The organism is Streptomyces sp. MMBL 11-1, from assembly GCF_028622875.1.
Taxonomy (GTDB): domain Bacteria; phylum Actinomycetota; class Actinomycetes; order Streptomycetales; family Streptomycetaceae; genus Streptomyces.
Genome location: NZ_CP117709.1, coordinates 4,559,551 through 4,573,289 on the forward strand (window position 1 = coordinate 4,559,551; position 13,739 = coordinate 4,573,289).

Genomic DNA, 13,739 nt, shown 5'->3' on the forward strand with positions numbered 1-13,739 from the left:
CTGCGGGTCAGGCTCGTGGTCACCTTCGTCCTCGTCGCCCTGGTCAGCGCGGTGACCGCGACCGCCCTCGCCTACCGGGACGCCCGCACCGCCGTCCTCCAGCGCACCCAGAACACCGCCGTGAACGACCTCCGGGAGCGGGTCGCCGCCGTCGCCCCCGGGCTCGATCTGCCGCCGGACCAGCAGTCGTTGTCCCGGTTCGCGGCGAAGGTCTCCGAGGGCCTGGGCGCGCGCGTCGTGGTCGTCCGCCACCAGGACCTGTCGGCGGTCTCGGACGCGTACGCCGACACCGAGGGCCGGATCACCCCCGAGCTGCGGGCCGCCGTCCGGGCCGGTGACGGGGCCCGGTTCCAGCGGGTCCAGTGGCGGGGCGATCCGTATCTGGTCGTCGGCACACCCGTGACGTACGCCGACGGGGACCGGCGCACCTCGGGCCTGGAGGTCTTCGTGATCACCGACCTGCGGGCCGAGCGCGACGACACGGCCGCCCTGCTGGACTCCGTACGGACGGGAACCGTGCCCGTGGTGGTGCTGGCAGCGCTGCTGGCGCTGCTGGCCGCCGGAACGGTCCTGCGGCCGGTACGGAAGCTGGGGCGGGCCACCCGTGAACTCGCCGCCGGGGACCTCGGCAGCCGGGTCGCGGTGCGCGGCCACGACGAACTGGCCGAACTGGCCAGGACGTTCAACGAGACAGCCGACGCACTCCAGGCGTCCGACGCGGAGTTGCGGGCGCAGGAGGCGAAGGCGCGGCGGTTCGTGGCGGACGTGTCGCACGAACTGCGCACGCCGCTGGCGGCGATGACGATGGTGGCGACGGTCCTGGAGGAGGACGCCGACCAGTTGCCGCCGGACGCCGCCCACGCGGCCCGTACCGTCGGCGCGGAGACGGCCCGGCTGTCCCGGCTGGTGGAGGACCTGATGGAGATCTCCCGCTTCGACGCCGGCGCGGTCCGGCTCAACGCGTCCGTGACGGACCTCGCCGACACCGTACGGGCGTCGCTGGCGCTGCGCGGGTGGACGGACCGGGTGACCCTCGAACTCCGCGAGGACGTACGGGCCGTGGTCGACCGGCGGCGCGTCGACGTCATCGTGGCGAACCTGGTGGGCAACGCGCTGCGGCACGGGGCGCCGCCGGTCACGGTCACCCTGGCGGCGCCCGGCGGTGACCGGGTGACGCTGGAGGTCGCCGACGGCGGCCCGGGGCTGCCGCCGGAGGCCCGGGAGCGGGTCTTCGACCGGTTCTACAAGGCGGACGCGGCGCGCACGCGCAGCACGACCGGGGGTGGAGACCAGGGCGGTGGCGGCCCGGGGGAGGACGGAAGCCTCGGGCAGGACGGCTTCGGGCAGGACGGCTTCGGGCAGGGCAGTGGCCTCGGTATGGCCATCGCGCTGGAGAACGCCCGGCTGCACGGCGGCACCATCGAGGTGGGCCAACGCCCGCAGGGCGGCGCGGTGTTCACACTGCGGCTGCCCCTGCGGCACCTGGAGGAGGAGGGGGACGGGTGAGGCGCTCGCGGGGAGGGGTACGGAGGAGGCGCCGGCGGGGGATCGTCCTCACGGTGCTGGGGGCCGCGCTCGTCGGGTGCGGGGTCCAGCCGACCGGGGTGGTCGAGGCGGGCGAACCCGCGTCCGGGCTGACGCGCGGGATGCGGCTGTACTTCGCGTCCGACGCCGGGCTGCGGGCCGTGCCCCTGCTCGACCGGGAGGTCGGCGGCCTCGACGCGGCGATGAAGCTGCTCGCCGAGGGGCCGACGGCCGCCGAGCGGCGCGAGGGGCTGACGACGCTGCTCCACGCCCCCGGCGGCTACACCGTGACCGGCGGCGGAGACCGCGTCACGGTGGAGCTGGAGGGCCCGTACTGGGCGGAGGCGCGGGACCAGGTGACGGGGCAACTGGTCTGCACGCTCGCCAGCTTCCAGTCCGTGCGTGAGGCGGAGATCCGGGCGGACGACGTGGAGGTGACGATCCGCCCGGGGGAGGGGCCGGTGCTGGGGCCGCTGCGGTGCGCGGAGTACCTCGACGGCTGAGGGACGCACCGGCCCGCCCGGACCGGCCCGTGGGTGCGGCGGGCTGCCTCAGCAGTGGGTGCGCCGGGGCCGTACGGAACCTGCGCCCGGCCGCCCGGCCGTGGGTGCGCCGGGACCAGCCGGGACCGCTAAGACGGCCGGGACCGCCGGGACCGTACGGGGACCTGTGCTTGGCCGCCCGGCCGCCCGGCCATGGGTGCGCCGGACTGCGTCGGCAGCGCGTGCGCCTCGGCCGTCAGAACCGCACCGTCACCTGGGCCTGGACGTGGGCCCGCAGTACCCCCGCCATGTCCGTGGCGCAGTCGCTGATCAGCCACTGGATCTGCAGGCCGTCCATCAGCGCGATGAGCTGCTGGGCCGCGGCCGACGGATCGATGTCGTCCCGGAGTTCGCCCGCCTCCCGGGCCTGGCGGTAGGCCAGCTCGGTGTTGGCGACCGAGGTGCGGTAGCGGGCCTCGAAGTACGCGTGCGCCGGATGGTCGGGGGACGTGGCCTCCGCCGCGACCACCGAGAACAGCTCGACGATCCCGCGCCGCTTCGCGTTCAGCTCGGCGAGGTCGATCAGCCGGCGCAGATGGTCGACGCCCCGGGTCAGGCCCAGGGCCAGCCACGCGTCGTCCACGTCGTCCCGGTGCTGGAGCACGGCGAGGAGCAGGGCCTCCTTCGTCGGGAAGTGGTGCAGAAGGCCCGGGTGGGAGATGCCGCAGCGGGTGGCGATCACCCGGAGCGACGCGCCCCGGTAGCCGGCCTCGCCGAACAGGGCCATCGCCTGGTCGAGGATCTCGGTCCGCTTGGCCCGGCCCTTCGCGTAGCCGCGCCCCGCCCCGGAAGTCACGCGCCATCACCCGCTGTCATCGGAATCGGACACCTCTCTCGTACCGCCGCTCCGGCCCAGATTCTCACAGGGCCGACATCCCGGAGCCCTCAATACTTACCAAGCGGTCGGGATTGAGCGTACGGTACTGCGGAGTGCCGTACGCGAAAGGAACTCCTGTGGGCCCCAAGCCGCCGTACCTCGACCCCGCGCTGCCCGTCGCGGAGCGGGTCACCGATCTCCTGGGGCGCATGACGCTGCCCGAGAAGGTCGGCCAGATGCTCCAGCTCAACGCCAAGGAGGGGGTGCGGCACCTCGTCGAGGACCTGCACGCGGGGTCGATCCTCCACGCCTCGCCGGAGCGGGTGCGCGAGGCCGCCGCGCTCACCGCGAGGACCCGGCTGCGCATCCCGCTGCTCGTCGCGGAGGACTGCATCCACGGGCACTCCTTCTGGGAGGGGGCCACGATCTACCCGACGCAGCTGGGGATGGCCGCCACCTGGGACCCGGAGCTGGTGGAGCGGATCGCGCGGGCGACGGCGGTCGAGGTCGCGGCGACCGGGGTGCACTGGACGTTCTCGCCGGTGCTCTGCATCACGCGGGACCTGCGGTGGGGCCGGGTGAGCGAGACCTTCGGCGAGGACCCGTTCCTGATCGGCGAGCTGGCCTCCGCGATGGTGCGCGGCTACCAGGGCGACGGCCTCGACGACCCGACCGCGATCCTGGCCTGCGCCAAGCACTTCGCCGGGTACTCCGAGACCCAGGGCGGCCGGGACGCCAGCGAGGCGGACATCTCGCGGCGCAAGCTGCGCTCCTGGTTCCTGCCGCCGTTCGAGCGGGTCGCCAAGGAGGGCTGCCGCACGTTCATGCTCGGCTACCAGTCGATGGACGGCGTGCCGATCACCGTGAACGACTGGCTGCTCAACGAGGTGCTGCGCGGTGAGTGGGGCTACACCGGGACCCTGGTCACCGACTGGGACAACGTCGGCCGCATGGTGTGGGAGCAGAAGGTCTACGCCGACTACGCGCAGGCGTCGGCGGCGGCGGTCCGCGCGGGCAACGACATGGTGATGACCACGTCGAACTTCTTCGCGGGTGCCCAGGAGGCCGTGGCCCAGGGCGCGTTGACGGAGTCCGAGATCGACGCCGCCGTACGCCGCGTCCTGACGCTCAAGTTCGAGCTGGGCCTGTTCGAGAACCCGCGCCACCCCGACGCGGCCCGGCAGGCCGAGGTCATCGGCAGCGGGGCGCACGCCGCGCTGAACCTGGAGGCGGCCCGCCGCTCGCTCGTGCTGCTGGCCAACGACGGCACGCTGCCGTTCGCGGGCGGCCTGGAGGCGGACGAGGAGGGCAGGGGCAGGCCCCTCGCCTCCGGCGACCCCCGTACGGTGGCGGTCATCGGCCCCAACGCGGATGACGCGCAGACCCAGTTGGGCGACTGGGCGGGCTCCTCGGGCCAGGCCGACTGGCTGCCGGAGGGCCAGCCGCGCACCATGATCCGTACCGTCCTCGACGGCTTCCGCGACCACGTGCCCGCCGACTGGACGGTCACGTACGCGCCCGGAGCACGGATCCTCGACGTGGGCCCCGACCCGGACGGCGCCTTCTTCCCGGACGGGCAGCCCCGCCCGGAGGTCGTCGTTCCGGCGGCCCCCGACGCCTCGCTGGTCGCGGAAGCCGTCGCCGCCGCCGAGGCCGCCGACCACGTGGTCGCCGTCGTCGGCGACCGGATCGAGCTGATCGGCGAGGGCAAGTCCACCGCCACGCTCGAACTCGTCGGCGACCAGGTGGCGTTGCTGGACGCACTGGCGGCGACGGGCAAGCCGCTGGTCGTCGTGGTGATCAGCTCCAAGCCGCTGGTGCTGCCGCCCTCCGCGCTCGGCGCGGCGGCGATCGTGTACGCGGCCAACCCGGGGATGCTCGGCGGCCGGGCGGTCGCCGAGCTGCTGCTCGGCCTGGTCGAGCCCACCGGCCGGCTGCCGCTGTCCTTCGCCCGGCACGCGGGCCAGCAGCCGACCTACTACAACCAGGTGCGCGGCCAGCACGGTTCGCGCTACGCGGACCTCACCCAGCGCCCGGCGTTCGCGTTCGGCGAGGGGCTGAGCTATACGACGGTCGACTACACGGGCCTGGAGGTGCTGACGCCGGTGGTCGACGCGTCGGAGACCGTACGGGCACGGGTCACGGTGACGAACACGGGGACGCGGCCCGCGCTGGAGACGGCGCAGGTGTACGTGAGCGACACGGTGACGTCGGTGACCTGGGCGGAGAAGGAGCTGAAGGCCTACCGGCAGGTGGCGCTGGCCCCCGGGGAGTCGCACGAGATCCTCTTCGGACTCCCGGCGTCCGACTGCACGCTCGTGGACGCGGAGGGCCGCCGCGTCGTGGAGCCGGGCCGCTTCGAGCTGCTGGTGGGCCCGTCGTCCCGCGACGAGGCGCTGCTGCGGGGGGAGTTCACGGTCAAGGGGTGAGACCGGGGCCGTGGCCGGCCGTGGGCACCGAGGGGACGGCGGGGTGGCGGCGGGGTGGCTTCACGCTCCCCGACGGCCCCCGGCCCCCGGCCCTCGGCCCCCGGCCCCGGCGCGCCCGTCACGAACCGCCGGGGGCCCTCGTCAGCTCGTACAGGTCCCCGGAGTCCGGGTCGCCGATGTACTGGTAGAGGACGGGCCTGCTCTCCGTGCCGCCGACGTTCCAGTAGTCGAACGTGCACGCGTCGACGGTGACGTCCACCTCCTGCGACCACGTGCTCCCGCCGGGTTCGTACGTCCAGGTGCCCTGCCCCGTACACGCGTCGCGTTCGCCGTCGCCGTCGCCGTCGTCGTCGTAGTCGACGTCGATTCCCGCTGCGGTGACCCGCCCGTCCGCCGTGAAGGTGAGGGTTCCGTCGCGCCCGTCGGACCAGCGTCCGACGATGTCCGCCGAGGCGAGTGCGGGAGGGCGGTACTCCGGGATCAGCCCCGTCGCCAGACCGACGCCTCCGAGAACGGCCGTGAGGACCACGGCGGCCAGCCCCCACAGCATCACCGGCCCGAAGATCCGCTCCCGGCGCGACCGCCAGAGCAGGGCCGGAACGGTGAGCCCTGCCGTGGTCAGCAGCCAGGCCACCGCGATGCCGACGGGCCCCGCACCGCCGGACAGGGCGACGACCAGCACGAGGGAGACGGCCGCCGCCACCGCCGGAACCCACCACCACGCCTCCCGCCCGCCGAACCGGCGTCCCAGCACGCCGCCCAGCCAGGCGGTCGGGGAGACGAGGAGCACGGACAGCGCGCCCGCGACCGCGAGCCCGAACACGGCGAGGACGGGCAGGAACAGGACGAACAGCACCGAACCGCCGCCGCCGGCGTTCGGCGACTCCTGCGTGAAGCCGTACACGACGGCCACGATGAGGGCGATGCCCGCTTCGATGTGCAGGGTCAGGATCGAGAGGAGCAGTGACAGCCCGTAGAGCCGCTTCTTCTTCACCGAGGCGTCCTCCTGGTCAGCTCGTACCGGTCCACTTCGTCCGGTTCGACGGACCGCACGACGATCCGGTGGAGTGTGGGCCGGTCCTCCGTGCCGCCGACGTCCCAGAGCGTCCGGCCGCAGCTGGGCACGTCCACGCCGACACCCCGGGCATGACGGTCCGTTCCCGTGCCGTATCCCCAGGTGCCGCGCCCCACGCAGGCCTCACCTCGTTCGCCGGAGGTGCGGTCGAGGCCGGAGACCGTGGCCCGGCCCTCGGCCGTGAGGGTCAGCGTTCCGCCTTTCCCGTCGGACCAGGTCCCCACCAGCTCGGCGCGGGCGACGTCCGGCGGACGGTACATCGTCAGGACGCCCGTGCCGAACGCGACGCCGCCGAGCACACCGGTGAGGACCACGGCCGCCAGACCCCACAGCGCCACCGGGCCGAAGACCCGCTTCCGGCGCGAGCGGCAGACCAGCGCCGGAACGGCGAGCGCGACCGTGGTCAGCAGCCATCCCCGGGCGAAGCCGGCGGAGCCCGTGCCGCCGGCCACAACGGTGGTCGCACCCACGAGCAGGAGGGAGACGGCCGCCGCCACCGGTGGGACCCACCACCACGCCTCGCGTCCGCCGAACCGGCGTCCCAGCACGTCGCTCAGGGACGCGGTGGGGAGGACGACGGCCACCGACAACGCGGCGGCCGCCGTGGCCGCGAACAGCGCGAGGAAGGGCAGCAGCACCACGGACAGCGGGGAGCCGCCGGTCGGGGTCATGGCCCAGGACTGCTGCGTCAGGCCGTGGAGGACGGACACGACGAGTGCGAGCACCGCCTCCACCAGCAGGATCGCCGTCGAGAGCAGCAGCGACAGCCCGTACGGCCGTTTTCTCTCCACCGTTCAGTCCCCCCTCGCGCACGGTGATGTACGCGGCACGCCCTCGGCGGGGCGGCAGCTGCGGCCATCGTGTCAGAGCCGTTTGAACGCGTTCAAGGCAGGGTTCGCGGTGCCTGCGGCGGCGCCCCGGTGCGGCCTCGGTGCGGCCTCGGTGCGGCCTCGGTGCGGCACCGGTGCGGCCTCGGTGCGGCACCGGTGCGGCCCCGGCGGTGCCTTCGGCGACGTACGGGCGATGCACCGGCGTGCTGTCGTGGGAGAGGGCGGACGAGGGCGGATGGGGGCGGGCGAGTGCGAGCGAGTACCGGGTGAGTTTGGGGCGCGCCCGGGGCGCGTAAAGAAGAAGCGTTTCCGCGTGCGGGTATTCCCCCGTATGGGTGTGGCGAGGCCGTCCGGACGGTGGTCGGGCGAGCACAATGGGGCGGCGGTTCGTGCAGAGGCGCGCAGGCCCCTCTCCCGCACCTTGCGCTCAAGGAGGACCGGTGGCTGAGAGCTGGACGGTTCAGCGGACCGGGCCCGGGGATGCCGCGCGCACGCAGGCGCGGGAACAACTTCTGGAAGCTGCCAGAGAGTTGTACGGCATCAACGGGTACCGGGCCACCGCCGAGCATGACGTGTGCGCGGCGGCCGGCGTGCCGGTGGAGGTGCTGCGTCAGGAGTACGGCTCCCGGGAGGGACTGCTCATCGCCCTCCACAACCGGGTCACGACGACCGGACTGCGGGCGGCGGAGCGCGCCCTGCAGGCCGATGGCATCGAGAAGCGCTCGATCGCGGAGCGGGTCAGACTGCTCTTCGACGCGTACGTGGAGGCCGTCACCAGCGACCCGCGCGAGGCCAGGGTGACGTTCGTCGAGGTGCTGGGTGTGAGCGCCGTGGTGGACGAGCACTGCAAGCTCTGGCGGGCCCTCTGGACGGAGTTCCTGACCGGGGAGGCCGAACGGGCGGTGGAGCGCGGCGAGGCGGAGGACCGGGACCACCGGGTCGACGTGATGGTGATGGTCGGCACGGTCCACGAACTGATGGCCCACCACACCCGCCGCAGCCGCCGGGCCCGCCCGGAGGAGGTCTCGGGGGAACTGACGGAGCTGGCGCTGTCGATGCTGGGGTCGCGGCGGAGCGGGTGAGGTGGCTGCGGGGTGGGGTGGCTGCGGGCGAGGGGCCTGCCCTGCTTGGACGTCAGGGTCAGGCCGCCTGCGCCCGCGCCTGCGCGTGGTGCACGGCGTACGGCCCGCCCAACCCCCACGCCTGGTGCATCGCGTCGGCGAAGGCGGCGGCGAGTTTGTGCTCGCCCGTCGGCCCGGGGTGGGTGCCGTCGTAGGTGTCCGTGCGGATGTCGTACGCCGTGGGGTGCGAGGCCAGCAGGAGCGGTGAGGACGGTTCGCCGAGGTCGGCCACGGCCTTGGCGAGGAGTGCGTTGAAGCGGGCGCAGGAGGCGGCGAAGGGGGCGTCCGTCATGGCCCGGACGTTCGGTATCACCGGGAGCAGCACCATGCGCAGGTGCGGGTTGGCCGTGCGGGCCGCCGTGACGAACGCGCGGGCGTTGGCCGCCGTCTGCTCGGCGTCCGTGTAGAACCCGAGGTCTATCAGGCCGAGCGAGACCAGCAGGACGTCCGCCTCCGTCTCGCGCACCGCGTCCGCGATCACCGGGGCCATGTGCAGCCAGCCCTCGCCCCAGCCGGACAGGTGCCGGCGGGCGGCGGGCGGGAAGGACGGATCGGCGTACGCGTGGGAGACCGGGGCGTCCGCCTCGATGTCGTACAGCGTCGTGCGCGGGCCGACGATCTCGTACGGGAGGCCGGGGCACGCCTCCAGGTGCTGCCACATCCGGTAGCGCCAGGTGAAGTCGCCGGTGGCGCCGATGGTCATGGAATCGCCGACCGGGAGAAAACGCATGGCGTCATCATGGCCGATCACCGCTCCGGCCTGCGACGTGACGATGGACACTTGGGCCATGCGCTCGTATCCGACCGGCCCGGCGGGCCGCGCCGCCGCCACCCTCGCCGCCGCTCTCGCCGTCACCGTCCCGCTGCTCGCCGGGGCCGGTCCGGCCGTGGCCGACGACGGACGGCCCGACCGTGACTTCACGATCGAGGACCCCCGTATCACCGAGTCCAGCGGCCTCGCCGCCAGCCGCGCGCACCCCGGCGTCTACTGGACGCACAACGACAGCGACGACGGCCCCTACGTCTACGCCGTCGACTCCCGCACCGGGAAGACCCTCGCGACCATCACGATGCGGGGCGTCGGGGAGCCGAGGGACGTCGAGGGCATCTCGGTCGGGCCGGACGGCGACCTCTACGTCGGTGACATCGGCGACAACCTCGACGGCACCTGGGACCACGTCTGGATCTACCGCTTCCCCGAGCCGAAGACCCTGCGCGACGCCACCGTGACGGCCGTCCAGTACGACGTGACGTACGCCGACGGGGCCCGCAACGCCGAGGCGCTGATGGTCCACCCGAAGACCGGCCGCGTCTACATCGCCTCCAAGAACGAGGACGGCGGCGGCCTCTACGAAGGTCCCGCGAAGCTGACCGCCGGCTCCACGAACGTGTTCCGGCGGGTGGACGAGGTGCCGTGGGTCACCGACGGGGCCTTCTCGCCCGACGGGACCCGGCTGGTGCTGCGCTCGTACTTCAGCGCCCGGGAGTACGCCTTCGAGAAGGGCCGCCTCGGGGAGGAGCGCTCGGTCGGGGCCCCGTTCCAGCGGCAGGCGGAGTCGGTGACGTACACGGCGGACGGCTCGGCCCTGATGTTCGGCTCGGAAGGGGCGCGCAGCGGGGTCGTCCGGGTGGAGGTGAAGGGCGGGCAGGGAAGCGGTTCCGGTTCCGGGGCCGATTCCGGTGGGTCAGGTTCCGGTTCTGATTCCGGCGAAGGGTCCGGGGCCCCGTCGAAGGACGGTGGCGAGGGGAGTGCCGGCGACGCGGGTGAGGGCGGCAGCGGCAACGCGACCCTCGGGGTCGCCGTCCTCGCCGGGGCCGCGGTGCTCTGGTTCGCGCTGAAGCGGCGGCGCGGATAGGCGGACGGGGCGGGTGGGCGACCGCCCCGGGCGGCCGGGCACGTGGGCGGGCGGCGGTCGTCCCGGGTGGCCGGACAGGCGGGCAGGCGGGCAGGCGGGCGGCGGTCCCGGGCGGGTGGCGCGGTCGTGCTCAGGTGTCGTCGTCCGTGACCGGCCACACCTCGTAGTGCAGCGTCCGGTCCCGCTTCAGCCGGTGGGCCAGCGGGACGAGCACGCCCTGCACGATCGGGTACTTCCGCGACAGCATCCGCGCCGCGTGCGTGTTCTCCTTCGTACCCGCCCGCAGCAGCCGAGCGTGCGCCTTGATCTGCGGTCCCGTCGGCCTGCCCCGGATCGTGCAGGGGGCGAGTTCCACCTGCGGGTGGTTGCGCATCCGCTCGACCTTCCAGGCGGAGGAGAACGTGCGGATGAACGCGTGATCGCCCTCGACGGCGATGTTGACCGGGGTGCCGACGGAGGTTCCGTTCTGTCGGCGGGTGCTCAGCAGGACGGTGTACTGCTTGACGAAAGGAGCGAGTTCCGGGCTGGCGTCCATATATCCATTGGGGCACGGGCCGGGCACGCTGTCATGTCCGGGCCGCTGCCCGGCCCGCCGGTCAGCCCGCCGCCCGGTCCGCGGTCCGGTCTGCCGTCCGGTCCGCGGTCCCGTCTGAGCCCTGCTCCGAGCCCTGCTCCGAGCCCTGTTCCGCGACCTGTTCCGAGGCCCGCTCCGCGACCAGGGCCTCGAACCCGGCGATCAGCCGTCGCAGACCGAACTCGAAGTGGTCGAAGTCGGCGCTGAAGGTGTCCTCCGACATGCCCGCCATCATCGGGTACGCGCCGCTGAGCATGGCCCGCTCCAGGTAGGGGCGCTGGCTGTCCCAGAACTCCTCGTTGCTCAGCCCGGTCTGCGCCACCGCCTCCGCCGCGTCCCCCTGGGTACGGGCGAGGCCCTCCACGAAGCTGTTGACGGTGATGATCACGCCGATCAGTTCGGGGTCGCGCAGCCCCATGGACCGCAGGGCCGTGAGGGAGACCTCCAGACCGCGCAGGGCGCTGGGGCCGAGCACCGTACGGGCCTGGTTGATCTTCAGCAGCCAGGGGTGGCGGCGCAGGTTGTCCCGGTAGGACCGGGCCATGGCGCCGACCGCCGTCCGCCAGTCGTCGGGTCCGCCGTGGGGGCCGCCGGGACGGTCGGGCTCGGTGGACAGGGGCTCGCCCAGCACCCGGTCGAGCATCAGGTCCAGGAGTTCGGCCTTGCCGGGGACGTACCGGTAGAGCGACATCGTGCCCGTGCCGAGCTCGGTGGAGAGCCGGCGCATGGAGACGGCGGCCAGCCCGTCCGTGTCCGCGACGGCGACCGCGGCGGTGACGATCCGGTCCAGGGTGAGGCCCGGTTTGGGGCCGCGGTTGGGGCGCTCCCCGGTGCCCCACAGGAGTTCCAGGCTGCGCGCGATGTCGCCGCTCCCGGTGGCCGTGCCGTCCGTCGCCGCTGTCGATCCGTCTTTCGCCATGGGGTCAGCGTAGTGCTCCGGAACAGGCTTGGGTACACCGTACCCGTTTAGGAGTACACCGTACTCATTATGAGGTACGGTGTACTCGATTAATGACCGGCCAGTCGGGGATTCAGGGGGTTATGCCATGCCCATGCTTAAAAGCGGGCCCGCGTCCGGGTACGCGGTGCAGGCCGAGGGGGTCGTGAAGCGCTACCGGGGGCGGGGGAAGGGGGCGACGGAGAAGCGGGCGCTCGACGGATTCGACCTCGCCGTCCGCCCCGGCACCGTCCACGGCCTGCTCGGCCCGAACGGGGCCGGCAAGACCAGCGCCGTGCGGGTCCTCGCCACGCTCCTGCGGTACGACGCGGGCCGGGCGGAGGTCGCCGGGCTCGACGTGGCGCGTGAACCCCGCCGCGTACGGAGCCGGATCGGGCTCACCGGCCAGTACGCGGCCGTCGACGAAGGTCTCACCGGGCGGCAGAACCTGGAGATGTTCGGGCGGCTCTTTCACCTCGGCAACCGCCGGGCCCGGCAGCGCGCCGGGGAACTGCTGGACCGGTTCGACCTGACCGAGGCCGCCGACAAGGGCGCCAAGGAGTACAGCGGCGGCATGCGACGCCGTCTCGACCTGGCCTCCTCGATGATCCTCCAGCCCGACGTGCTCTTCCTGGACGAGCCGACGACCGGGCTCGACCCGCGCGGCCGGGGCGAGGTCTGGGACGCGGTCCGGGCGTTGGTGGCGGACGGCACGACGGTGCTCCTGACCACGCAGTATCTGGACGAGGCGGACCGGCTCGCCTCGCACATCACGGTCATCGACCGGGGGCGGGCCATCGCCGACGACACCCCGGACGCGCTGAAGAACCGGGTCGGCGGCGACCGGATCGAGGTGGTGGCCGCCGACGCCGCAGACCTCGCCGCGGTCGCGAGGACCGTCGACCGCGTGGCCGGGGGCGGACTCGTCGTCACCGACGCCCACGCCCGCCGGGTGCACGCCCAGGTCGCCGACCGGGTGGCCGCGCTGACCGAGGTGGTCCGGAGCCTCCAGGACGACGGGATCGCGGTGGAGGACATCGGGCTGCGCCGGCCGAGCCTGGACGACGTGTTCCTGCGCCTGACGGGACACAGCGCGGCAGGCGACGACACCGCGAACCACGGCACCACCACCGAGAGCCGCGACGCACGAGAGGCGGCGGCGGCATGACCACACTCGAAAGGAACCCCGCGGCGGCCACGGGCCCGGACCGCGAACAGCGCCTCGCCTACTGGGCGGTCGCCGACTGCTGGAACATCACCCGCCGCATCCTCACCCACTACCAGCGCCACCCCTCCGCCGTCGTCTGGCAGCTCGGCTTCCCGATCCTCTCCGTCCTGCTGTACGGATACGTCTTCGGCAGCGCGATGAAGGTGCCCGGGGGCGGGGACTACCGGGAGTTCCTGATGCCCGGCATGTTCGCGATGACCATGGCCATGGGTTTCATGAACACCGCCGTGGCCGTCGTCACCGACGCCGCCAAGGGGGTCGTCGACCGCTTCCGGTCCATGCCGATGGCTCCCTCCGCCTTCGTCTCCGGGCGCGGGGCCGCGGACCTGGCGGTGGCCGCCGCCGAACTGACCATCCTGGCCGCCACCGCGCTCCTGATCGGCTGGCGTGCGGACCGCGGGGTGCCGGCCGCCCTCGGCGCCTTCGGACTGCTCCTGCTGCTGCGGTTCAGCCTGATCTGGGTGGGCGTCTGGCTCGGCATGCTGGTGCCCACCCCGGAGGCGGCGGGCGGTCTGTACGCGGTCGCCTTCCCCGTCACGATGATCTCCAGCACCTTCGTGGCCCCGTCCCTGATGCCGGGCTGGCTGGGCACGATCGCGGCCTGGAACCCGATCTCCTCGACCGCGACGGCCACCCGCGAACTGTTCGGCAACCCCGTGGCGGGCGGCGGCACGTGGGTGGAGGACCACGCCCTGCTGATGGCCCTGGTGTGGCCGCTCGCGATCACGCTGGTGTTCCTGCCGCTGGCGGTGCGCCGCTTCCAGCGCCTGAGCCGGTAAGGGCCCGAGCCGGGACAGGCCGCGCAC

General features: G+C 73.5%; 13 protein-coding genes. 7 read left to right on the forward strand and 6 right to left on the reverse strand.

Going from position 1 to position 13,739, the window contains the following annotated elements:
* Positions 1–1,506 carry a sensor histidine kinase gene (locus PSQ21_RS20070; RefSeq protein ID WP_274035857.1) on the forward strand — a complete coding sequence of 502 codons (1,506 nt, stop codon included), beginning with the start codon at positions 1–3 and terminating at the stop codon, positions 1,504–1,506.
* 53 nt (positions 1,507–1,559) lie between these two features.
* On the forward strand, positions 1,560–2,027 hold the full coding sequence (locus PSQ21_RS20075) for a GerMN domain-containing protein (RefSeq protein WP_274032005.1): 468 nt from the start codon (positions 1,560–1,562) through the stop codon (positions 2,025–2,027).
* Between the two features lie 235 nt (positions 2,028–2,262).
* Here PSQ21_RS20075 and PSQ21_RS20080 read toward each other — a convergent pair whose 3' ends face one another.
* Positions 2,263–2,862, reverse strand: coding sequence for a TetR/AcrR family transcriptional regulator (locus PSQ21_RS20080; RefSeq protein ID WP_274032006.1), 600 nt, complete (start codon positions 2,860–2,862; stop codon positions 2,263–2,265).
* Between the two features lie 158 nt (positions 2,863–3,020).
* Between PSQ21_RS20080 and PSQ21_RS20085 the strand changes: the two genes are divergently transcribed.
* The gene (locus tag PSQ21_RS20085; RefSeq protein ID WP_274032007.1) at positions 3,021–5,312 is read left to right on the forward strand and encodes a glycoside hydrolase family 3 N-terminal domain-containing protein; all 2,292 of its coding nucleotides are present in this window, start codon (positions 3,021–3,023) and stop codon (positions 5,310–5,312) included.
* A 118-nt stretch (positions 5,313–5,430) separates the two neighbouring features.
* On the opposite strand, the gene PSQ21_RS20090 is transcribed toward PSQ21_RS20085, so the two are convergent.
* Both PSQ21_RS20090 and PSQ21_RS20095 read right to left on the reverse strand, forming a co-directional pair.
* Complete coding sequence (locus PSQ21_RS20090) at positions 5,431–6,306, reverse strand: hypothetical protein (RefSeq protein WP_274032008.1); 876 nt, start codon at positions 6,304–6,306, stop codon at positions 5,431–5,433.
* Complete coding sequence (locus PSQ21_RS20095; RefSeq protein WP_274032009.1) at positions 6,303–7,178, reverse strand: hypothetical protein; 876 nt, start codon at positions 7,176–7,178, stop codon at positions 6,303–6,305. The genes PSQ21_RS20090 and PSQ21_RS20095 overlap by 4 nt, the downstream gene beginning before the upstream one ends.
* A 479-nt stretch (positions 7,179–7,657) precedes the next feature.
* Between PSQ21_RS20095 and PSQ21_RS20100 the strand changes: the two genes are divergently transcribed.
* Positions 7,658–8,299 (forward strand): TetR/AcrR family transcriptional regulator, encoded by a 642-nt coding sequence (locus tag PSQ21_RS20100; RefSeq protein WP_274032010.1) that lies wholly within the window; start codon positions 7,658–7,660, stop codon positions 8,297–8,299.
* A 58-nt stretch (positions 8,300–8,357) separates the two neighbouring features.
* Here PSQ21_RS20100 and PSQ21_RS20105 read toward each other — a convergent pair whose 3' ends face one another.
* The gene (locus tag PSQ21_RS20105; protein WP_337961679.1) at positions 8,358–9,068 is read right to left on the reverse strand and encodes a GDSL-type esterase/lipase family protein; all 711 of its coding nucleotides are present in this window, start codon (positions 9,066–9,068) and stop codon (positions 8,358–8,360) included.
* Positions 9,069–9,126: 58 nt separating this feature from the next.
* Here PSQ21_RS20105 and PSQ21_RS20110 point away from each other — a divergent pair, with 58 nt between their 5' ends.
* Entirely contained in the window at positions 9,127–10,194 is a 1,068-nt protein-coding gene (locus PSQ21_RS20110; protein WP_274032012.1) for a WD40 repeat domain-containing protein, read from the forward strand.
* 130 nt (positions 10,195–10,324) lie between these two features.
* Here PSQ21_RS20110 and PSQ21_RS20115 read toward each other — a convergent pair whose 3' ends face one another.
* Together PSQ21_RS20115 and PSQ21_RS20120 are read right to left on the reverse strand one after the other, a co-directional pair.
* On the reverse strand, positions 10,325–10,729 hold the full coding sequence (locus PSQ21_RS20115) for a PPOX class F420-dependent oxidoreductase (protein ID WP_274032013.1): 405 nt from the start codon (positions 10,727–10,729) through the stop codon (positions 10,325–10,327).
* Positions 10,730–10,790: 61 nt separating this feature from the next.
* Positions 10,791–11,687: a TetR/AcrR family transcriptional regulator gene (locus PSQ21_RS20120; protein WP_274032014.1), complete on the reverse strand. Its 897-nt coding sequence runs from the start codon at positions 11,685–11,687 to the stop codon at positions 10,791–10,793.
* A gap of 127 nt (positions 11,688–11,814) precedes the next feature.
* Here PSQ21_RS20120 and PSQ21_RS20125 point away from each other — a divergent pair, with 127 nt between their 5' ends.
* Positions 11,815–12,873: an ATP-binding cassette domain-containing protein gene (locus tag PSQ21_RS20125; protein ID WP_274032015.1), complete on the forward strand. Its 1,059-nt coding sequence runs from the start codon at positions 11,815–11,817 to the stop codon at positions 12,871–12,873.
* Entirely contained in the window at positions 12,870–13,712 is an 843-nt protein-coding gene (locus PSQ21_RS20130; protein WP_274032016.1) for an ABC transporter permease, read from the forward strand. The genes PSQ21_RS20125 and PSQ21_RS20130 overlap by 4 nt, the downstream gene beginning before the upstream one ends.
* The last annotated feature ends 27 nt before the right edge of the window (positions 13,713–13,739 follow it).